17 protein-coding genes are annotated in these 20,990 nt (G+C 42.9%); 8 read left to right on the forward strand and 9 right to left on the reverse strand.

Annotated features, from left to right (window positions below; translation table 11 throughout):
- Nucleotides 1–52 precede the first annotated feature (52 nt).
- The gene (gene ezrA, locus HDC33_RS09735; RefSeq protein ID WP_179392246.1) at nucleotides 53–1,744 is read right to left on the reverse strand and encodes a septation ring formation regulator EzrA; all 1,692 of its coding nucleotides are present in this window, start codon (nucleotides 1,742–1,744) and stop codon (nucleotides 53–55) included.
- 196 nt (nucleotides 1,745–1,940) lie between these two features.
- Here ezrA and HDC33_RS09740 point away from each other — a divergent pair, with 196 nt between their 5' ends.
- On the forward strand, nucleotides 1,941–2,420 hold the full coding sequence (locus tag HDC33_RS09740) for a GAF domain-containing protein (protein WP_179392247.1): 480 nt from the start codon (nucleotides 1,941–1,943) through the stop codon (nucleotides 2,418–2,420).
- Between the two features lie 90 nt (nucleotides 2,421–2,510).
- On the opposite strand, the gene megL is transcribed toward HDC33_RS09740, so the two are convergent.
- Both megL and HDC33_RS16830 read right to left on the reverse strand, forming a co-directional pair.
- On the reverse strand, nucleotides 2,511–3,722 hold the full coding sequence (gene megL / locus HDC33_RS09745; RefSeq protein WP_179392248.1) for a methionine gamma-lyase: 1,212 nt from the start codon (nucleotides 3,720–3,722) through the stop codon (nucleotides 2,511–2,513).
- Nucleotides 3,723–3,787: 65 nt separating this feature from the next.
- Nucleotides 3,788–5,644 (reverse strand): sensor domain-containing diguanylate cyclase, encoded by a 1,857-nt coding sequence (locus HDC33_RS16830; RefSeq protein ID WP_179392249.1) that lies wholly within the window; start codon nucleotides 5,642–5,644, stop codon nucleotides 3,788–3,790.
- Between the two features lie 344 nt (nucleotides 5,645–5,988).
- Between HDC33_RS16830 and rpsD the strand changes: the two genes are divergently transcribed.
- Complete coding sequence (rpsD, locus tag HDC33_RS09755) at nucleotides 5,989–6,591, forward strand: 30S ribosomal protein S4 (protein ID WP_179392250.1); 603 nt, start codon at nucleotides 5,989–5,991, stop codon at nucleotides 6,589–6,591.
- A gap of 83 nt (nucleotides 6,592–6,674) precedes the next feature.
- Nucleotides 6,675–7,487 (forward strand): cobalamin-binding protein, encoded by an 813-nt coding sequence (locus HDC33_RS09760; RefSeq protein ID WP_179392251.1) that lies wholly within the window; start codon nucleotides 6,675–6,677, stop codon nucleotides 7,485–7,487.
- Nucleotides 7,488–7,631: 144 nt separating this feature from the next.
- Here HDC33_RS09760 and tyrS read toward each other — a convergent pair whose 3' ends face one another.
- The gene (gene tyrS / locus HDC33_RS09765) at nucleotides 7,632–8,897 is read right to left on the reverse strand and encodes a tyrosine--tRNA ligase (RefSeq protein ID WP_179392252.1); all 1,266 of its coding nucleotides are present in this window, start codon (nucleotides 8,895–8,897) and stop codon (nucleotides 7,632–7,634) included.
- Nucleotides 8,898–9,335: 438 nt separating this feature from the next.
- Between tyrS and HDC33_RS09770 the strand changes: the two genes are divergently transcribed.
- Nucleotides 9,336–12,188: a transglycosylase domain-containing protein gene (locus HDC33_RS09770; RefSeq protein ID WP_179392710.1), complete on the forward strand. Its 2,853-nt coding sequence runs from the start codon at nucleotides 9,336–9,338 to the stop codon at nucleotides 12,186–12,188.
- A 45-nt stretch (nucleotides 12,189–12,233) separates the two neighbouring features.
- Here HDC33_RS09770 and acsA read toward each other — a convergent pair whose 3' ends face one another.
- The gene (gene acsA / locus HDC33_RS09775) at nucleotides 12,234–13,952 is read right to left on the reverse strand and encodes an acetate--CoA ligase (protein ID WP_179392253.1); all 1,719 of its coding nucleotides are present in this window, start codon (nucleotides 13,950–13,952) and stop codon (nucleotides 12,234–12,236) included.
- Nucleotides 13,953–14,127: 175 nt separating this feature from the next.
- Between acsA and HDC33_RS09780 the strand changes: the two genes are divergently transcribed.
- The 3 genes from HDC33_RS09780 to HDC33_RS09790 are packed head-to-tail and all read left to right on the forward strand — an operon-like array spanning nucleotide 14,128 to nucleotide 16,584.
- On the forward strand, nucleotides 14,128–14,760 hold the full coding sequence (locus HDC33_RS09780; RefSeq protein ID WP_179392254.1) for a GNAT family N-acetyltransferase: 633 nt from the start codon (nucleotides 14,128–14,130) through the stop codon (nucleotides 14,758–14,760).
- 16 nt (nucleotides 14,761–14,776) lie between these two features.
- Nucleotides 14,777–15,424: an acetoin utilization AcuB family protein gene (locus HDC33_RS09785; RefSeq protein WP_179392255.1), complete on the forward strand. Its 648-nt coding sequence runs from the start codon at nucleotides 14,777–14,779 to the stop codon at nucleotides 15,422–15,424.
- Nucleotides 15,394–16,584 carry an acetoin utilization protein AcuC gene (locus HDC33_RS09790; protein WP_370457431.1) on the forward strand — a complete coding sequence of 397 codons (1,191 nt, stop codon included), beginning with the start codon at nucleotides 15,394–15,396 and terminating at the stop codon, nucleotides 16,582–16,584. The genes HDC33_RS09785 and HDC33_RS09790 overlap by 31 nt, the downstream gene beginning before the upstream one ends.
- Nucleotides 16,585–16,657: 73 nt before the next feature.
- Here HDC33_RS09790 and ccpA read toward each other — a convergent pair whose 3' ends face one another.
- The gene (gene ccpA, locus HDC33_RS09795) at nucleotides 16,658–17,656 is read right to left on the reverse strand and encodes a catabolite control protein A (RefSeq protein WP_179392257.1); all 999 of its coding nucleotides are present in this window, start codon (nucleotides 17,654–17,656) and stop codon (nucleotides 16,658–16,660) included.
- A 75-nt stretch (nucleotides 17,657–17,731) separates the two neighbouring features.
- Entirely contained in the window at nucleotides 17,732–18,817 is a 1,086-nt protein-coding gene (locus HDC33_RS09800; protein ID WP_179392258.1) for a bifunctional 3-deoxy-7-phosphoheptulonate synthase/chorismate mutase, read from the reverse strand.
- A gap of 162 nt (nucleotides 18,818–18,979) precedes the next feature.
- Here HDC33_RS09800 and HDC33_RS09805 point away from each other — a divergent pair, with 162 nt between their 5' ends.
- Nucleotides 18,980–19,273 carry a hypothetical protein gene (locus tag HDC33_RS09805; protein WP_179392259.1) on the forward strand — a complete coding sequence of 98 codons (294 nt, stop codon included), beginning with the start codon at nucleotides 18,980–18,982 and terminating at the stop codon, nucleotides 19,271–19,273.
- A gap of 297 nt (nucleotides 19,274–19,570) precedes the next feature.
- Here the strand turns inward: HDC33_RS09805 and HDC33_RS09810 are convergent, their stop codons facing one another.
- Both HDC33_RS09810 and HDC33_RS09815 read right to left on the reverse strand, forming a co-directional pair.
- Nucleotides 19,571–20,302: a YtxH domain-containing protein gene (locus HDC33_RS09810; RefSeq protein ID WP_179392260.1), complete on the reverse strand. Its 732-nt coding sequence runs from the start codon at nucleotides 20,300–20,302 to the stop codon at nucleotides 19,571–19,573.
- Nucleotides 20,303–20,350: 48 nt separating this feature from the next.
- Nucleotides 20,351–20,836 (reverse strand): DUF948 domain-containing protein, encoded by a 486-nt coding sequence (locus HDC33_RS09815; protein WP_179392261.1) that lies wholly within the window; start codon nucleotides 20,834–20,836, stop codon nucleotides 20,351–20,353.
- Nucleotides 20,837–20,990: the final 154 nt, after the last annotated feature.

The raw sequence follows: 20,990 nt of genomic DNA on the forward strand, positions 1-20,990 counted from the left end.
AGCCACCTGCATCGGGATGCCGGTGGCTATTTTTTCTGTAATCCACTATTTATTAAACGTGTTCTTTTACAAGTTCCTCAATCCGTTTCATTGCACCCGGCTCCACTTCTTCAACCGCTGTGGCTGCTTCCTCGAGCGCTTTTGAGTAGCGGAATTGCCTGAATGACTCTTCTGCATCAAGAAGTCGGGCATGTACCTCCGGATTGGATGCACGGTATCTGTTCCCATATTGAATGATCCATTCAATAAGCAAGACATTTTCAAGCATCTCTTCCACTCTTTCGCTAACATCTTGCACGATTTTTCCGGCATTTTCCAAATACGAATCAACAAGGTGCATATTGAGCGGAACTTCCTGTAGGCTTTGTGTCACGATATAAATTTGTTCATCTGCCTCCTCGAGACGCGCCTCCATTTCGTCCGGTATGCCAGGTATGTTCCCTTTATGAAGCATCCGATCCGCGTTTTGCAATTGGCGTGATAATTCATCGAGTTTTGTCCGAACATCATTTTCATCGATGCGCAGATTTTTCATACGGTTTGCAAGATTTTCCTGTTCCACTTCTATTTCTTCAAGTTCTTCAGATATATATTGTAATTCTTCCTGCAAACTTGAATAAGCTGATGCTTCCCCTTCCACTCGGGAGCTGAGGACTTCGAATTGTTTTTCAATCGCAGCCAACCTTTTAAGTGATAACTGTGGAATTTGCGCTTCTTTTTCATCCAGTCGGTAACTTTGCTGAACGAATGCCGCTTCATCGGAAGTCTTTTTCGTCAAAGTAGTAATGCCATAAAGCTTATCAGCAATTTCATTGTAGTATTCATCTACATAATGTTTTGCATTCACTTCATTTTCTAGAGCATCATAAAATGAGTCGATTTGATCGTTAATTTCAGCTGTTCGACGCTGTACTGATTCGATTTGCAGTTCTGCCATGCTCGCTAGCATTTCTTCTAGGTCCAATTCAATCGCCCTAAAACGTTTGGTTAACTCAAGATGCTGCAAATAATAGGACTGCTCTTCCATCTCTCTTGTCCCATTTCGGAGTTCCCTGAGCGATGCCGGTATCTTGTTTTGTAATTCAGATAGTAATGATGGAATCTCATGGATTAATGAAAATACCCAGTCTCCTTTAGCCGATAATGATATAACGATTTCCCGCGCTAACAAATAGTTCCCGTTCGCAGTCAATTCATCATATTCTTCGAATTTCGGATTGAATGCTTCCAGTTCTTTTTCAAGAGGATTTGCTGTCATACCAAATGAATGTTGATGGGCGAGTACCGCTTTACGAGCCGCTCGATGCTGCTCTTTCAGCTTCTCTATCTCAATGCGGTTTTTCTCTTCACTGCCTACAAGTTCATTCAGTTCATGCAGGATGTCATTCATTTTTTTATCGCAGAAACGGATTTTTTCTTGAATTTCTTTTTCAAGTTCTGTTGCTTTTTTAAAGCGGAAACGATCGACCATGTCTTCTACATCGAATAGCAGTGTATCGATTTTCGGCATATGTATATCCATCAATTCTGACCATTCATTCCGCCACCGTTCGAACTTCTCTTCGGTTTCACCCGTCATGTTCAATTGTTTTACCTTCGTCATCTCTTCCAAAATCGGTTTGTGTTGAATCTGTAATTTTCCCTGTTCCAGCCGGCCGATTTCCTGAATATGTTTGCGCCTGAATAAGAAGGCGATTGTCGTCAATATGATAAGTGCTACAATAGCAATGATGAAGATTTTCATCGTGGTCCCCCTGTCCGAGTCGCTGTACCATGATATTATCCTATATAGTACCACGTTTAAAGACTTTTGGTTGCGAAATTGAATGATTTATAGGGAAAAACCTGTTTTTCGCTCAAAAAATCAGGAAAGTTTGTTTGTAAACGTCTCAATATGTATACTAATTCTATATTATATCTAACTGAAGGAGTGTTCGAGTATGTTTCATGAAATTGATTATGCCACCGATCATAAAGTGAAGTATGAGCAACTTGCAAGTCAATTAGATGCATTGTTGACGGGCGAAAAAAATATTTACGCAAACTTGAGCAACGCTTCTGCAGTGCTCAATCAATTTTTCGACCGCATCAATTGGGTCGGATTTTACATGATGGACGAAGGTGAACTTGTACTTGGTCCATTCCAAGGTCTCCCCGCATGTATCCGTATCCCTCTTGGAAAAGGCGTCTGCGGAACTGCGGCCGAAAAGATGGAGTCCATTATCGTTCCTGACGTCAATGCATTTCCTGGCCATATTGCATGCGACGCGGCATCACAATCCGAAATCGTAGTCCCTATTGTAAAAGATGGTGTTTTATTGGGCGTCCTAGACATCGATAGTCCTGAACTAAACCGTTTCACGGAAGATGATCGCGTCGGACTTGAACATTTTGTCGATGTTCTAATCAAACATATTTGACAATCAAAGGTCTAAGCTCCTGCCAAAATTTGCGAAGACGTGAAACTGCCTTGGCCACCCAATAACCGGTAGCCAAGGCAGTTTTTTTAATCAATCCTGCTCAGTGATTGCAACTTCCATGATCGCGAATGCAGATTTGAGGTCAGCTATGAGATCGTCAGCATGTTCCAGACCGACCGAAAGTCTCAGCAACGAATCGGTGATACCCATTTGCAAGCGTTCTTCCTCGGGTACGACTGAATGTGTCATCGTAGACGGATGCTGGATCAGTGTTTCCGCGTCACCAAGACTTACCGCGATTTTAATGAGAGAAAGGCTATCCATGAATAACTGTGCCCCTTCTTTTCCACCCTTAATTGTAAATGAAATGATGCCGCCGCCCGCCCTCATTTGGCGTTTTGCTATTTCAAATTGAGGGTTGTCTACATCGAACGGATAATAAACTTTTTCAACAAGCTTCTGGGCTTTTAAATAGCCTATCAATTTTTCCGCATTTGAAGTATGTCGCTCCATCCGGACAGACAGCGTTTTTAATCCGCGGATTAATAACCAAGCATCGAAAGGTGATATAATACCTCCAAAATCTTTCTGGACAGACATGCGGATTGACTCCATCTCTTCCTTGTCGGTTCCAACGAGAAGTCCCGCTATGACATCACCGTGACCGTTAATATATTTTGTTGCACTATGCAAGACGAAATCCGCTCCAATATCGAGCGGGTTCTGCAAATAGGGCGACGAAAAAGTATTGTCGACAACGACACGAAGTCCACGGCGCTTAGCTACGCTTACGACAGCGTGAAGATCAACAAGTTCCATTGTAGGGTTTATCGGCGTCTCAATATATATACAGACTGTTTCCGGTTTGATAGCTCGCTCAATTTCTTCTTCGGTCCCCATCCGAACCAGATCATGTGTGATATTGTATTTTTGGTTCATCAAACCAAGAAGCCCGAATGTACAACCGTAAATACCACGCGAGCAAAGTATATGATCGCCGGCTTTTGTTAAGTGGACAAGAATCGTACTAACTGCAGCCATCCCCGAACCAAAAGCAAGTGCACCTTTCCCGTTCTCCAGAGCAGTCATACGCTCTTCCAATACACGTACAGTCGGATTGCCGAGCCTGGAATAGATATTCCCTGCCTCCACACCTGAAAAGCGATCCCCCCCCTGCACCGCTGTTTCAAACGCAAATGTCGATGTTTGATATAACGGAACCGCCAAACTTCCCTGATGCGCGCTACCATCATATCCTTCATGGATGACAACCGTATCTTTATGCATATTTTTTTCTTCCATATCCATCTACCCCCTTTTTATCAACGCTCACATTCCTTCTCTATCAGTTTACTCTTTATTCGTAGTCAGGAAAAGGTACAAGTAGTTGCATCATGAATCACCACTTGATTTTTACCGTTTTTTTTAGCCTTATATAAGGCCTTGTCAGTGTAATGGAATAGCTCATTATATGTTAACTCCCGTTTCTTGGTCCAATTGCGCATTCCAATCGATACCGTCACTTGAGGTTCCGTGACCGTCGGAATAAGCGTTAACAGCCGTTCCGTGAATTCCGCACCTTCATTATAGTTTGCAGATGGCAGGAATATTGCAATTTCCTCTCCGCCCCATCTTCCTGCCACCCCTTTGCCGGATACCTCTGAAAGAATGGTTGCAGCAATCTGCTTCAGCACTTCATCGCCCATCACATGCCCATATGTGTCGTTCACCTTCTTGAAATCATCGACATCTAATAGCACAAACACTCCTGCTTCATCATTAATAATCGACTTTTCAATTATTTCATCCACATAACTTCTTGTATAAAGCTTAGTCAACTGATCTTTGTCGACTAGTTCCTGCAATTGGTCACGCAACATCGAGTTAGCTAAGGCAAGTGAGGAATGGCCGATAAGTGATTGCATTAATTTGAAACTATCGAACGAAAAGAAATACTGATCTCTATGCAATAAAATAACGAGTCCTGTCAATTTCCCCTGCGTCTTGATAGGTATGGCTATGACTGATCGGTATAGGAACTTTCCCTCAATGGGGGAACGGAAATTCGCATTAAATAGGGCATCTTTACCCCTTTCCAAATGATTCGTAGCGAACGCAATGTAGTCATGTCCCGCATCCGTTCTGAAAAAATCAGTACTTAACCCCGAGATATCATAGTTATTCTTTTCATCAATGAAAACAAATGCGATTTCGGTAGGTTGAAATGCCTTCAGGAATTGCTGTTGCAGAAATGCGATCATTTCTTCGAAAGGCATATTGCTATTCAATTTTCTGGACGTTTCATTGACTAATTGCAGGTCTTCAATAACGCGGTGGGATTGATCATAGAGACTCGCGTTTTCCAGGGCATTTCCCGCTGTATGTGCAACCATCCTGATAAAATTATTCTGAATCGAGGAAAAAACGAAATCTAGGGGCGCCTTAATTTGTAATACTCCGTAGATACCCTGTCTACCTTTGATCGGCACATTAATCAGCGTGCTGGATGACTCGGTAAGTTCTTCTCTTGTAACTTCACCAGAGACGAACGCGTTCATGGCAGATGGTCTTTCATTCATATAATCGAGTAATTTGTATTTTTGCATCATATCTGTTTGTTCATGAGATAATAGCAACTCGACATCAAAGGATGGAAATGATTCGGAAACCGCCGCTACAATGCCATCTACTATTACATTGCTATCCATTGTCGAATTGAACAATTCAGTGACTGCGAATAAGTGCCTGTAACTCTTTTCTTCCTTTACAAGAAAGACCATCTTTCTAACCTTTTGAATAAAATGACTAACTGCTATTTCAAGCTCATGCAAATAAGGGGATGATGCGAAGGACTGCCATCTTTCGTTCGATTTTAAAATAAGAAGGCCAAGTGGTTCTGATTTCCAGTTTTTGATTAGAAGAAAGTCATCTGCGTAGTCGAAACCTCTCTTGTGGATTTGCGATAGAAAAGAAGCGCGAGTTATGCCCTTTGTATAAAACAGAAGGGCATCTTTCCTCTTCACAGCAGATTTATGTCCCTCAAGAGTCATGAAACTGTTATTGTCATATATGAGGAAATCCATTTCTGTAATACCGAAGTGTTGGAACAGCTTCGGTCTCATTGCCGCAAACCACTGTTCATAAGACTGCCCCGCAGTTTCCTCGGTCCACAAATCCATCAGACCGCTTTTAACTTTAAACATCGTCAATTGATGATCTATCACACAATCACCCCTATTTTTTATTATATGAAAGCGCAAACGCGTATTACTCCATTCTAATGCATTGGAACTACGGATGCATTCTTTATATAGACCATTGCACTAATTTTAATTTGTCTTGATGATGCTTGACTCTTAGGTCGATACTTGGTAAGATGAAACTTGTGTAAAATAGTTGCAGCAGTTGTGTGTTTCAGATTATCCAGTCTATTCCTTTTAAAAGGTGCATCGCGTAACTTCCTGGCTGCGGAAGCGAGGATGCAAGATGATAGAATGGCATTTGGATTGAACACATCTGGTTCTTATTTTACAACAAAATAAAACCAACAATAGAGGAGGAGTCTTTCATGGCTCGTTATACAGGTCCATCTTGGAAACTTTCCCGTCGTCTTGGGATTTCACTTACAGGCACTGGAAAAGAAATTGAAAAACGCCCTTACGGTCCAGGACAACACGGTCCTAACCAACGCAAAAAACTTTCCGAATACGGAATGCAATTACAGGAAAAACAAAAACTCCGTTTCATGTTCGGCGTAAACGAACGTCAATTCAAAACGGTCTTCAACAAAGCTGGTAAAATGCCTGGTAAACACGGTGAAAACTTCATGATTCTTCTTGAAACTCGCCTTGATAACGTTGTATACCGTATGGGCCTTGCACGCACACGCCGTGCATCACGCCAACTAGTTAACCACGGCCATATTTTGGTTGATGGTAAACGCGTTGACATCCCATCTTTCAGCGTTAAACCTGGACAAGAAATTTCTCTTCGTGAGAAATCTAAAAACCTTGACGTTGTAAACGAAGCGCTTGAAGTGAACAGCTATGTTCCTGAATACGTTACATTCGACAACGACACTAAAGTTGGTCAATTCGTACGTATGCCTGAGCGCAGCGAACTTGCAGCTGAAATTAACGAAGCACTTATCGTTGAGTTCTACTCACGTTAATATCGTCTTTGGAAAAGAGTCCTTCACAGGGCTCTTTTTTTTCGTGCTATACTTGTACATATTACGAATTGTGAGGTGTTTATATGAAACTCATATCAATCTGCCCAAGCAATACGGAATTGCTTGCCTATCTTGGACTTATTGACCAGCTCGTCGCGGTTGACGATTTTTCCGATTGGCCAAAAAGTATTGACGCCCTCCCCCGCCTTGGTCCTGATTTGTCTATTGATATGGATAAATTGGAATTGTATGAACCTGATTTAGTGCTAGCATCACTCAGTGTTCCCGGCATGGAAAAAAATATCGAAGAACTTGAGAAGCGAATGATTCCCCATATTATACTTGACCCGCAAAGTTTAAATGATATCGCCGATGATTTACTAATCGTAGGCCAAGCATGCGGCATTGAAGAGCGAGCCCATCAAATCAGAGCGGAGTATCTATCCTTCATCGAGGAAATGAAATTACGGGCCACCACCGTCGACGAAACTCCCCGGCTATATTGGGAATGGTGGCCGAAACCGGTATTCACCCCAGGCAACATCAACTGGCTGACAGAAATCAGCACGATAGCCGGCGGGCTGAATGAATTCCGGAACGTTGAACTTGCCAGCGTGCAGACGGACTGGGATGATGTACTGAACAGAATGCCTGATTATATTCTACTTGCCTGGGTCGGTGTTAGGGTCGACAAGGTAAAAAAAGAAGTCGTCTTAAAACGACCGGGGTGGAAAGATCTTTCCGCTGTGAAATGGGGGCGCCTTTCAATTATGGAGGAAGCTTTATATTGCCGACCTTCCCCCCGACTTCTCGAAGGCGCTTTGAAATTAGGTAAAATGATTCATCCCGAAACGTATAAGGACTTAAGACTACCTAATTGGATTAAAAACGAATAAACAGTAAAAGGCTATTCTCCTTGGTTAGGGAGAATAGCCTTTTTTATTGGGAGTGAGTACAATTGGCGGGATTGCGCTAACAGTCCCGCCAATTGCCATGACAGTCCATTAAATCAATGCTACTTATTTCATTCACTTTCAGTATTAAACGAACTTCACCATTTTATAATTTTTCTTGCCGCGTCGGACAATCGTGAACGCATCTTCGAGACGGTCTGCTGTGCTTACTTCGTAAGCCGTATCTGTCACCCGTTCCCCGTTCAATGAAATCGCGCCATTCGTCACGTCTTCACGGGCTTGTCGCCTTGATGGTGACACCCCGGACTCGACGATAAAGTCGACAATGTTTTTATCTTCTTTCACCATTTCAAATGAAGGCACATCCTTGAATGCGTCTTTCATTTCATCCGCGGTCAGTGTTTTCAAATCACCGCTAAACAACGCTTTGGAAATACGGATTACCTGGTCCAATGCATCCTGACCGTGAATCAATCGCGTCATTTCTTCGGCAAGTGTCAGTTGGGCTTTCCGTAAATGCGGTTCTTCTTGCACAGTAATTTCAAGCGCTTCAATTTCTTCACGCTCTATGAATGTGAAAATCTTCATATACTTAATAACATCTGAATCCGCAGTATTAATCCAAAATTGGTAAAACTCGTATGGAGATGTTTTTTCTGCATCGAGCCATACTGAGCCGCCTGCACTTTTACCGAATTTCGTTCCATCCGCTTTCGTCACAAGCGGGATTGTGATACCGAACGCTTTCACTTCTTCTTCATGCGTCTTACGTATCACTTCAAGGCCCGTTGTAATATTTCCCCACTGATCCGATCCACCGACTTGGACACGGCAACCGTAATTATCGAATAGGTGGTTGAAGTCAATTCCCTGTATAAGCATATAAGAAAACTCCGTAAAGGAAATACCGCTTTCTAGACGAGAAGCGACATTATCTTTTGCCAGCATGTAGTTGACACCTAGCAATTTACCATAGTCACGGAAAAATTCGATTAGAGTCATTGAACCGATCCAGTCATTATTGTTCACCATTTGTGCACCGTTTTCAGAATTGAAATCGAAGATCTGTTCCATCTGTTTCTTAATTCCTGCAACGTTTTTCTCAATCTGTTCCGTCGTCTGAAGTTGCCTTTCTTCCGAGCGTCCTGAAGGATCTCCAATCATGCCCGTTGCTCCGCCGACAAGTAAAATCGGTCGATGCCCATGCATCTGGAAACGGCGTAATGTAAGTAATGGAACTATATGTCCTATATGCATGCTATCCGCGGTTGGATCTACGCCGCAATACAAAGAGATTTTTTCTTTGTTCAGCAATTCGTCAAGTCCCGCCTCATCCGTCTGCTGGTACAGTAATCCTCTCCATTTTAAGTCTTCCATTAGTTTCTCTTTCATCCTAATCCCTCCTGAAAATCTACTGTGAGTAAGCACCGAAAATAAGACAATAAAAAAGTCCCTGCACGATTTAAAAAAATCATGCAAGGACGCTAATTGTAGTATTAACGCGGTACCACCCGGCTTGAGAAAAATTCTCCACTCAAAACGCAATAACACTGCGCACGCGTCACATTCCAGAGCTGTAATTCATGGACGGTATTCCGGACAGCTTTCACCAGCCGCTGTCTCTCTAAACGGTTCCACCACCACTACTTCGACTCGTTCAACATGTGAAAGTATATATAGCATTCATTCTAAACGAAAATGAGAAGTTGTCAAACATTTTTAATTGGCAGTTATGTAAATGTGCTATAATAGGAAAGATTTCAGGAGGCGATTTACTTGAGTAAACATAAAAAAAACCGGATTAATCTAATAGAGGAAAAACTGGAAACGATGACTAAGACAAAATGGGCAAAAAGAATGCGTATTACTTCAGGGGTTACCTGGAACCTTCTACTGCTCCTTATCATCTCGGGTTTAACACTCTTTATCTTTGTCGGTTCAGTCGGAGCAGGCTATTTTGCATCACTGGTAGCCAAAGAACCCCTTCGCTCCAAACAGGAAATGCGGGATGCGATTTTCACCTATGAAGAAACATCAGAACTATATCTAGCAGGCGACGTATATATCGGTAAAGTGAATTCCGATATAGAACGAAGAGAAACAAAGCTTGATAGCGTATCACCTTTCGTCATTGACGCGGTATACGCTACAGAGGATGAATATTTTGAACAGCATAATGGCATTGTTCCCAAAGCGATATTCCGCGGACTTTTCCAGGATGTCACGAATTCCGATAGCCAGACTGGTGGTTCGACGTTGACCCAACAGCTTATCAAGAATCGGATTTTGACGAATGAAGTATCATATGAACGGAAAGCGAAAGAAATACTGCTCGCTATGAGAATTGAGCATTTCATGAAAAAAGATGAGATTCTCGAAGCCTATTTGAATATCATTCCATACGGACGTAATTCAAACGGACAAAATATCGCAGGCATCGAAACAGCAGCCGGTGGTATTTTTGCTACAAAGGCGGCGAAATTGAATTTACCGCAGGCTGCATTCATTGCGGGACTTCCTCAAGCTCCTTTCGCATATACCCCTTTTAAAAGTGGCGGCGGCGTAAAGGAAAAAGAATTTTTACAGCCGGGAATTGATCGGATGAAAACCGTTCTTTTTAGAATGAAAGAAACTGGTTATATCACCAAACAGCAGTATGACGAAGCGATCGCCTATGATATTACGAAAGACTTTCGTCAGCCTGTACTTCGTGCGAACGAAAGATATCCTTATTTAACACAAGAAATTCAAAATCGTACTGTAGATATTCTCTCAAAAATCATCGCTAAAAAAGACGGTGTCGATCCAGGTCGCCTGGACAAGGAAGTAAAATTAAAGGAAAAGTATGCAATACTTGCGACCCGTTCGATGAAAAATGATGGCTATCGAATTTATTCCACTGTTAATAAAGATATATATGACAAGATGAATGATATCGGTAATTCTTTTGAGCATTACGGCTTCACATATTCACGGGAGGTAAAAGATTCTGATTCCGGCGAGGTTCAATTGGTAGAAGATCCTGTTCAGGTCGGTGCAATCATGATTGAGAATAGCACTGGTAAAATCTTATCCTTCATCGGTGGACGCGGGCATGAACACGAAGCGCTCAATCACGCGACGCAAGCATACAGACAAAACGGGTCTGCCATGAAACCACTTCTTGTTTATGCACCAGCTATCGAATATGGCATTATCGGTGCGGGCAGTCCTGTCGTCGATGTTAAATTCAATGTGAGACAATCAAATGGCTCAACGTGGTCTCCGAGTAACTACACAAGTTCTATGGAAGCTGGAATCATTCCGGCTAGAGAGGCACTTTCCAAGTCGCTGAACTTAGCGACGGCAAGGTTATATCGGGATATCATCGATAGACGGCCTGCCGAGTTCCTTGCTAAAATGGGCATCTCGAAACTTGTGCCCGGTGACTACGTCAACTATTCTACGTCATACGGTGGAATGGATATCGGAATGAGCGTCGAAGAGAACACTAATGCATTTGCAACATTTGCGAATGGAGGAAAATTCCTTGATGCTTATATTATTGAGAAAATCGAGGACACGGACGGCAATATCGTCTTTCAACATGAAGCCAAGCCCGTCGATGTATTCAGTCCTGAAACGAGTTATATCATCACCGATATGTTACGCGATGTGGTGAAAACGGGCGGAACAGGCTCCCAAGTTTCACAGAACATGAACTTCTCTACAGAACTTGCGGCCAAAACTGGAACAACCCAAGGCTATGGCGATGCTTGGCTTGTCGGGTATAATCCGAATGTATCCCTAGGGGTTTGGCTTGGTTATAAGGATCGGACACGCAGTCTCTTTTACGGGCTCGAAAGACAAACATTGCATCCAACTGCACGGACAAGTATGCTTTTCGCCCGAATTATGAATGCCGCAAACGATGTGACTCCTGAAATTATCGGAGCCAATTCAAGATTCGAACGTCCCGCGGGTGTTGTGAGCAGATCCTTCTGCGGTATATCCGGTCTTGCCCCTTCAGCTGCATGTTCATCAGCTGGTCTGGTGAAAACTGATTTATTCAATTCAAAAGCGATGCTGCCTACAAGACCGGATGACAGTATTACCTCTTCATCTTATGTGTCTGTTAAAGGCAAAAGGTACCTTGCACTGCCATCGACCCCTGGTGAATTCATAACAACCGGTGGTACAGGTGTAAATCAGGCGTTCATCGATCGGATGCTTGGACCTTGGAAAGGCGACGCTTCAAAACTGTTTCCTGCAAATTCGGCTTTCGCATCGCATGTTGTCTCGGGAGCGGTATTTAATGCGGATGACAGTGCACCGGCATCGGTAAGCGTTTCATTGAATGGTTCTACACTGACTTGGAGTAACTCGCCTTCCAATGACGTAATCGGTTATTATGTTTATAATAACGGTGCAAAAATTGGAACAATAAAAGATTCTTCTTCGAATACTTTTTCAGTGGGATCCGGCTCTTACTCAGTAAGAGCTGTTGATATTACCGGAAAACTTTCAAATGCCTCCAATGTTGTTACCAAGGAGGCCGATAAACCAGTGGAGGAAAAAGCAGAAACCCCTCCCCCAACTGAAAACATACCGCCACCTGTCACAACTCCTCCTGGAGACAATGAAGGTGTAACTCCTCCAACCGATGAAAAAAATGACGAAGACGACAAAACTGGGGATGAATAAAAAAAGCTTGTCCGGCTAGCCTAGCCGGACAAGCTTTTTTAGTTATTAGTCTTCCATTGTCGACAAATCGCCTGTCGGCAAATTCAGTTCCCATGCTTTTAACACACGACGCATAATTTTTCCGCTTCGTGTCTTCGGTAATTTATCCTTAAATTCAATCTCTCGTGGAGCTGCGTGTGCTGCGAGCCCTTTTTTAACAAATTGGCGGATATCTTCTTTCAATTCATCAGTAGGTTCATAGCCTTCATGAAGTGCCACGAACGCTTTGATGATTTCTCCGCGAACCGGGTCTGGTTTACCGATTACGCCAGCTTCGACAATTGCAGGATGCTCCAGCAGTTTGCTTTCCACTTCAAATGGTCCCACTCGTTCCCCGCTTGTCATGATTACATCGTCGACGCGTCCTTGGAAAAAGAAATAACCATCTTCATCGATATATGCTGAATCACCGGAAACGTACCATTCTCCATTGACAAAATAAGAATCGTACTTTTCAGGGTTGTTCCATATTTGGCGCATCATTGCAGGCCATCCTTTTTTAATGGCCAAGTTCCCCATATGGTTCGGAGGAAGTATATTTCCTTGATCATCAATGATAGCCGCTTCAACACCTGGAACCGCTTTGCCCATAGATCCCGGTTTAATCGGCAGGCATCCGAAATTACAAATCGTTTGAGCTCCCGTTTCCGTCATCCACCACGTATCATGAATGCGTAATTTAAACGCTTCCGACCCCCAGCGGATCACTTCTGGGTTAAGCGGTTCTCCTACGGAAAGGATGTGGCGCAATGATGAAAGATCGAATCTGCCTAGAGGACCTTCCCCCACTCCCATGAGCATACGGAACGCTGTAGGAGCACTGTACCAAACCGTGACGCCATATTCCTCAATTGCCCCATACCAGCCTTCTGCAGAAAATCTGCCGCCAAGAATCAGACTTGTTGCCCCGGCAAGCATTGGTCCGAAAATACCATATGCGGTGCCTGTCACCCATCCTGGATCGGCCGTACACCAGAAAATATCCTCGTCTGTCAGATCAATGACCCAGCGTGTCGTCTGCAGCTGCTGAACCATCGCTTCCTGAACATGCAGGACGCCTTTCGGTTTTCCGGTCGAACCCGACGTGTAATGCAGTAGTGTCGGATCTTCTCTTTCCATCCATTCGACTTGGAAATACTGCGATGCATCTTTCATATGCTTGTTGAAATCGATAATAAGCCCTTCTTCTTCAACATTTTCCCCCACAATGAATATCGTTTTCAGATGAGGCAATTTAGCCACCGGCACCCGTTCCAACAATTCCGGAGTCGTGATGATTGCCGTTGCTTCACTGTCGAAGAGCCGATCATAAACGGCGCCTTCCATGAATGCTTCAAAAAGAGGTCCCACGATTGCACCCAGCTTCAACGCACCCAATAGCGAAAAATACAATTCAGGCGAACGCGGCATGAAAATGAAAATACGATCCCCTTTTTCAAGCGGTGATTGATTGCGCAATACGTTTGCCGCCTTATTGGACATTTTTTTCATTTCGTTATACGTATATGTTTCTTTTCGATTCGCATCTTTATAATAGAGAGCCACTTTATTTTTCCGATAAGAATCCGCGTGGCGGTCTACTGCTTCATGAGCAATATTCATGAGACCGCTTTCAAACCAACTGAATTCTTTTTCTACGTCCGTCCAATTGAATTGCTCGACGGTACGATCATAATCTTTTAACTGATAATCCCCTTGAACTACAGGCAACGTTTTCATTACCATCCATCTCACCCTTTCAAAAACATTTATAAAATCCATTCTACCCCACTTCAATCCTAGTTGTCTAATTAATTTAATTTTTATGATAGTTTTCATTTTGTAAGAATCAACGGTCTTCTCCAGATCCATTTTGTTGTATACTAGGAATATGTGTGTATCAAATGAGGAGGTGATCATATTGGAACATATCAAAACGTACAACGCGATGGAAATCAAACATAAAAACGGCAATATTGTCGTTGAAGGGCCTATCACTGCAGCTTATCTTGCATGTCTCGACTTTCACGAAGATCTTGTTGCATTCAGACCTCCTGCCCAGCAGCATAAAGCACTCGTTGAAATCGCCAGCCTACCCGAAGGTCGTATTTTAATCGTTCGGGATGCCAATCAAGTTGTCGGTTATGTCACGTATTTGTATCCCGATCCCCTGGAACGATGGTCTCAAGGGAAAATAGAAAACCTGATTGAGCTTGGAGCAATTGAAGTCATTCCAAAATTCCGAGGTGGCGGGGTTGGTAAATCACTATTGCTCGTTTCAATGATGGACGATGCAATGGAGGATTACATCATTCTGACGACCGAATATTACTGGCATTGGGATTTGAAAGGTACGAAGCTCAATGTATGGGAGTATCGGAAAGTGATGGAGAAAATGATGAATGCCGGGGGATTGGAGTACTATGCAACCGACGACCCTGAAATCAGTTCCCACCCGGCAAATTGCCTGATGGCACGTATAGGTAAAAGGATTGACCAGGAATCCGTCCAGAAGTTCGACAGTTTACGGTTCATGAACCGATTCATGTATTAGGAGCGGGGGTAATCGAATGCTAATTGAAGAATTAATGATAAAAGACGTCATTACACTATCGCCGGAAAACTCAGTGAAAGATGCTCTTACCGTCATGCGGGATAGGAAAATACGCCACCTGCCCATTCTGTCCGCAGATGGCACAGTAGTCGGTATTGTGACCGACCGTAATCTGAAAGATGTTGTTCCACCTTCAATTTCTGTACTAAAAGACAGCAGTCCTTACGAAACCCCGCTGGCAGAAGTGATGACGAGAAATCCTATTACAGGACATCCAATGGATTTTGTCGAAGAAGCGGCAGTTATTTTTTATGACAATAAAATCGGTTGCCTGCCCATCATTTCCAACAACAAACTGGTCGGTATCATCACGGAAACAGATTTGCTTTATAAATATATTGAGTTGACAGGCGCACATCAGCCCGGTTCGCAAATAGAAGTGAAAGTTCCAAATACACCCGGAATTCTTTTTGAAGTATCCAAAGTTTTCCACGAGCAAAAATCAAATGTTTTAAGTGTACTCGTCTATCCCGACAAAGAGAACGATGCGAATAAAATTCTGGTCATCCGGATCAATTCTATGAATCCGCTAAAGGTTATTCAAGGATTGAAGGACAGCGGATTCGATGTCCTATGGCCAAATGTGCCAGGCATCCATATATGAAGAAAGATGCCGTTTTCATCTTTTCCGAAGAACAACTTGGATACTCCTTTTCAGATTCGCATCCGTTCAACCAGAAAAGAATTTTGTTGACACTAGATCTTTTAAAGAAGTCAGGGGCCATTGTGGACGATGATATAATCGCTCCTCGTATGGCAACTGACGAAGAATTGTTACTTGCTCATGATAATAAATTTATTGATATTGTCAAAAAGGCGGGGAAAGGTGAACTTCAGGAGGATGCAGGAATCGTTTTTGGCATCGGTACAGAGGATACACCGATTTTTAAGAACATGCATGAAGCCAGTGCCATGCTGGTCGGCGGTACACTGACGGCTGTTGATGAAGTGATGCAAGGCCGCGCTACCTACGCATTGAATCTTGGCGGCGGGCTGCATCATGGCTTCCATGGACGAGCTTCCGGTTTTTGCGTCTATAATGACAGCTCAGTTGCCATTAAATACTTACAAAAGAAATATGGAGCGCGAGTACTTTATATTGACACGGACGCACATCACGGTGACGGTGTTCAATGGAGCTTCTATGACGATCCGACAGTTTGCACACTATCCATCCATGAAACGGGCCGTTATCTGTTTCCTGGGACAGGAGCTATCACCGAACGTGGGAATGGAACCGGCTACGGTACATCCTTCAACTTCCCAATAGACGCTTTTACAGAGGACGATTCATTTCTTAGCATTTATAAGACTGCCATCAAAGAGGTGACGGAATATTTCAAACCGGATGTCATTCTGACACAAAATGGGGCTGATGCGCATTACTTCGACCCCTTGACCCATTTGTACGGTACGATGGATATTTATAAAGAAATTCCTAGAATTGCACGTGAAATCGCGGAAGAATATTGTGAAGGGCGATGGATAGCCGTCGGCGGCGGCGGTTATGATATTTGGCGCGTCGTACCTCGAGCTTGGGCACATATTTGGTTGGCGATGAAAAAGATTCCAGCCCCTACTGGTCCCCTCCCACAGGACTGGCTGTCCAAGTGGCAGGAACAGTCTCCAGTCAAGCTTATTTCGACGTGGGAAGACCCTGTACCGCTTTATGAACCTATTCCGAGAAAAGAAGAAATAAATGACAAAAATGCACAGATGCTCAGTAAGGCTTTACATATAATTCGCCATCAACAACTGAATTAAGATAAGGGATCTGTGAATAAAAAGAGCAAGCTTCATCATCCGGATTCAACCGTTTGAGAAGTTTGCCCTTTTTTCATTTCATTGAATTTCGGTCTTCCAGTCTGAATGGCAGTATAACCTGTTGCTCCTCAACTTCTTCTCCGTTCATCAATTTAGTCAACAGACGCATTGAGACTGCACCTAAATCATAAAGAGGAACGACAATCGAGGTGAGTTGAGGTCTAACTATTCTGGCTAAGATAGAGTGTTCGAAACAAATCAGTTCATAATCATCAGGGACGGACAGACCTTCATCCCGGATACCATTTAACAGACCGACAGCCAGCGCATCAGTACCTGCAATGATCGCTGATGGTTTCCCAGGCAATTCACGGATCTGTTCCCATCCTTCATATGCTCCGTCGTAGGTATCGCCCAATTCTACAATCAGCTGTTCATCCACCGGAATATTCGCGTCTTGAAGAGCTCTTATATATCCTGCTTTTTTACTGATTCGATTGATATCTCTAGTGAATGGACCGGAAACAAATATAATTTTTTTATGACCGTTTGCCAGTAGCTTATTGACCGCCGTGTAAGCGGCTTCTTCATAGTCGATGTTCACTGTCGCCAACTGTTTTTCCACGTCCAGCGTTCCAGCCAACACAATCGGTACGTTTGCAGTTGACATTTCCGCACGTACCTCGTCCGAAATCGAATCACTCATGAAAATGAGCCCGTCCACCTGTTTGCCAAGATGGTCTTCGATCAATTCCACTTCCCTGTCTGTACTCTCATCCGAGTTTGAAAGGATAATATTGTATTCATACATTGTCGCTACATCCGCTATTCCACGTGAGAGTTCGGAATAGAAGCTTTTTGAAATATCGGGTACAATGACTCCGATCGTAGTTGTTTTCTTACTGGCAAGACCCCTCGCAACAGCATTCGGCCGATAGCCGAGTCTTTCAATGACATCGAGAACTTTCTTCCTCGTTGCGGGTTTTACATTTTGATTGCCGTTAACGACTCGGGAGACTGTCGCCATTGAAACGTTTGCCTCCCTGGCTACGTCGTAAATCGTTATAGCCATTAGCCTTTCCCCTTCCATTGATAATTCATTTTTATGTAATCAAAACGCCGGAACCATTATAGGTCCGGCGTCTACTCATGAGATCGTTGTGTGCGTGTTCATGAACTGTTGAATTGCTTCGTAGAATTCATCGAACTGTTGCAGATCCATCTGCTGAGCAGAATCGGATAAAGCTACAGCCGGATCTGGATGTACTTCAGCCATAACGCCATCCGCACCGACTGCAATTGCAGCTTTCGCTGTCGGCAGCAACAAATCTTTTCTGCCTGTTGAGTGAGTTACGTCAACGAAGACCGGCAGATGCGTTTCCTGTTTCAAAATCGGGACAGCAGAAATATCTAAAGTATTGCGAGTTGCCCGTTCGTATGTACGGATACCGCGCTCACAAAGAATGATCTGGCTATTACCTTTTGAAATTATATATTCAGCTGCATGGATGAATTCGTCAATCGTTGCTGCAAGCCCTCGTTTCAGGAGAACCGGTTTATCAATCATACCCGCTTCTTTCAACAATTCGAAGTTTTGCATATTACGTGCACCAATTTGAACAACATCGATATATTCAAGTGCCTCTTCGAGATGTGACGGTGTAATGATCTCCGTAACAACTGAAAGACCTGTTTCATCAGCAACACGTTTTAATATTTTAAGTCCTTCAAGGCCAAGTCCTTGGAAATCATACGGCGATGTACGGGGTTTATAAGCGCCGCCTCTAATCATCGTTAGTCCTTTAGCTTTGATGGATTTTGCAACTGCCAAAACTTGTTCATACGATTCAACCGCACAAGGACCGTAAATGAATGATGGGGATCCATCACCTATTTTATGGCCATTAATGTCAACAATCGTATCCTCCGCTTTTCGTTTACGGGATACAAGTAATGCATTGCGTTGATCATCTTCCTGAATTTCAAGGGCGGACATGAAAATGCCTTTGAATATCTGTTCGAGAACTCCGTTGGGTAACGGACCATTATTGGATTCTTTAAGGAAATTAAGCATTTCGCGTTCGCGAATAGGGTCATATCTATTGACACCTTGCTTTTCTTTTACTTTACCGATTTCTTGAACAACAGCTGTTCTTTCGTTAATCAAATCCAAAACTTTTACGTTCAGCTCATTTACACGGCCGCGTAATTCATCCAAATCATTTTGTCTCATTAGTCCATCTCCTCCCCGCACATATAATTCCCTTTCAGAAGAGAAGAATATATGTTACATTTTTTGATAATAGACCTAGTATAAAGAAGAATATTTGAAAAGTCACGTTATTTCTACTTATTCTTCTAAAAACTGCACATTTTGCAAATGGAAGGATGAAAAGTGCTAGCTACTACTTTATTTGCTCTCAATATCGGAACGCGTTCTGTTGTCAGAATCATCCTGACGGAAGAAATAGGTATTTTCAATGTTGCCGATTTAGTTCCAATAGAACATAAAGAACGTTCAATGATTGACGGACAAATACATAATATAATAAGTGTGGCTGCTGTCCGACCATCATACATACTTAATGATTGTGACGAAATTACTTTACAAATAGAATCATCATCTACTGTGGAAGAAGGTATTTACGATATAAAAACAAGGATATTTGATACAATCTCTGCTAAATGACAAAGTTGGTACAATTCATAAACCGAGACTTGGAATCACATTGAATGGACAGTCCACAAAAAGTTTCGAGATTATAAATTCCAGTGATAGACTTAACTAAGTTTCACTGAGTGAAGAACCCATTCGATTCGCCGATATCTTAGTATGTAACGGATACTCAATCAAGTAATTATCAGTTGCTTCGTAACGCGACACCAGTTGGATGCAATGATTACATTATCAAGGGAGATGTACTAAAAATCACTTTCACTTAAAAAAGTCCTTCTACCCGAAAACGGATAGAAGGACTTTTCCATATTATTTTTTTTGTTTTCCGAGCGAATCGGACACATAATTCTGGTTTGTTATTTTGTCTTTGCCAAAGTTTTCGCTGTTATCGTATTTCTCGTTTTTATTTCCAGCTACAGCCTTTTCAGCGGTTTCTACTTTTCCTGAAACTGCTTTTTGGATTGCCTCAGCAGTGGCTGTCATTTTTTCATCCCCTGCTTCATAAACATCTTCAACTTTTGATTTAGCTACATCGATAAAATCAATTGCTTCTTCCCCTTCGGAAGAGGTAGTTCCATCATCCATCGGCACGGACGTTTTCGATGTCATCGATTTAACTTTATCAACCAGTTGTCCGGATTGCTCTTGGATAGACTTGGACAATACGCCGGTCTTTTCTTTGGCGGCTGAAGACAACTCTGTCGCTTTGCCTTTCGCAACAGAACTGATTTCTATACTTTTATCCTTCAGTTGAGATGCTTGTGATGTAAAGTCTCCACGCATTTCACTTCCCGATTTCGGTGCCAGGAAAAGTGCCGCAGCCGCTCCGATAACTCCTCCTACAAGTGCACCTGCTAAAAAGCTGCCGGCTCCTGAACTTTCGTTTTCGTCGTAGAAAGAATCCGTATAAGTTTTATTATAATTTGCAGGAACGTAAGATGGTTGGCCGTATGAGTTTTCAAACTCATCATTTCTAGAATAGTATTCATGGTTATACTTCGGGTCATTGTAATTAGGCTTCACATTTCGGTCTTCATTCATAACTGATTCCTCCTATTTTATAAAACTAAATCTTATTTTCGAACATCCTTACAGATGCTGATTCGGACTAGGCAGTCTTTTTTGTCCGGGAACCGGTTTATAAGCCGTCCAGCCCGTACTATCTGTCCTTCGTTCTTTTAGTTTGTCCATGATTCCTATTACGACATTGCTCCACTGGACAATCTGTACAATCTTCTCGCTGTTCCGTTCCGCTTCAGTAGCAATGTTATCAGAAACCCTCCGGACGGATGAGTTAAGGCCTGTTACAGAATCCCCGACTCCCTTCACAGCATCAACGACTGTGTTCAATTTCTCTGCTTTCTGCTGGATGTCATCTGCAAGATTGTTTGTTTTATGAAGTAGTTCAGTCGTTTCCGTCGTCACTCCTTCCAGCTGCTTCGTTAGCCCTTCCATCGTTTCTGAAACCCCCTGCATCGTGTTCTTCAACGCGAACAGAGTCTTCGCTAAGCTGACGCATAAAATCAGAAAGGCGATTGCAGCGACAATTGCCGCTATGTACAGTAGATTCTCCATGGCACAGCCTCCTTCAAATACTCATATAACATTGTCTTCCCTCTTCAAGGGCAAAATAAACGTTCTGCCTCTTCAATAATCTTCGACAAAAATCTTCATGTTCCTGCACAAAACTAAAAATCATTTCATCGTTAACGGAATCTTTTTTGTATTG

Source organism: Sporosarcina sp. JAI121 (assembly GCF_013408665.1).
Classification (GTDB): domain Bacteria; phylum Bacillota; class Bacilli; order Bacillales_A; family Planococcaceae; genus Sporosarcina.

What these genes read in the sequence shown, in the direction of transcription:
- HDC33_RS09815 (WP_179392261.1), bottom strand. Translation starts at nt 20,836, where the DNA reads ATGGAGAATCTACTGTACATAGCGGCAATTGTCGCTGCAATCGCCTTT.
- HDC33_RS09770 (WP_179392710.1), top strand. Translation starts at nt 9,336, where the DNA reads ATGACTAAGACAAAATGGGCAAAAAGAATGCGTATTACTTCAGGGGTT.
- HDC33_RS09740 (WP_179392247.1), top strand. Translation starts at nt 1,941, where the DNA reads ATGTTTCATGAAATTGATTATGCCACCGATCATAAAGTGAAGTATGAG.
- tyrS (WP_179392252.1), bottom strand. Translation starts at nt 8,897, where the DNA reads ATGAAAGAGAAACTAATGGAAGACTTAAAATGGAGAGGATTACTGTAC.
- HDC33_RS09785 (WP_179392255.1), top strand. Translation starts at nt 14,777, where the DNA reads ATGCTAATTGAAGAATTAATGATAAAAGACGTCATTACACTATCGCCG.
- acsA (WP_179392253.1), bottom strand. Translation starts at nt 13,952, where the DNA reads ATGGTAATGAAAACGTTGCCTGTAGTTCAAGGGGATTATCAGTTAAAA.
- HDC33_RS09810 (WP_179392260.1), bottom strand. Translation starts at nt 20,302, where the DNA reads ATGAATGAAGACCGAAATGTGAAGCCTAATTACAATGACCCGAAGTAT.
- ezrA (WP_179392246.1), bottom strand. Translation starts at nt 1,744, where the DNA reads ATGAAAATCTTCATCATTGCTATTGTAGCACTTATCATATTGACGACA.
- HDC33_RS09760 (WP_179392251.1), top strand. Translation starts at nt 6,675, where the DNA reads ATGAAACTCATATCAATCTGCCCAAGCAATACGGAATTGCTTGCCTAT.
- HDC33_RS09800 (WP_179392258.1), bottom strand. Translation starts at nt 18,817, where the DNA reads ATGAGACAAAATGATTTGGATGAATTACGCGGCCGTGTAAATGAGCTG.
- rpsD (WP_179392250.1), top strand. Translation starts at nt 5,989, where the DNA reads ATGGCTCGTTATACAGGTCCATCTTGGAAACTTTCCCGTCGTCTTGGG.
- ccpA (WP_179392257.1), bottom strand. Translation starts at nt 17,656, where the DNA reads ATGGCTATAACGATTTACGACGTAGCCAGGGAGGCAAACGTTTCAATG.
- megL (WP_179392248.1), bottom strand. Translation starts at nt 3,722, where the DNA reads ATGGAAGAAAAAAATATGCATAAAGATACGGTTGTCATCCATGAAGGA.
- HDC33_RS09790 (WP_370457431.1), top strand. Translation starts at nt 15,394, where the DNA reads ATGGCCAAATGTGCCAGGCATCCATATATGAAGAAAGATGCCGTTTTC.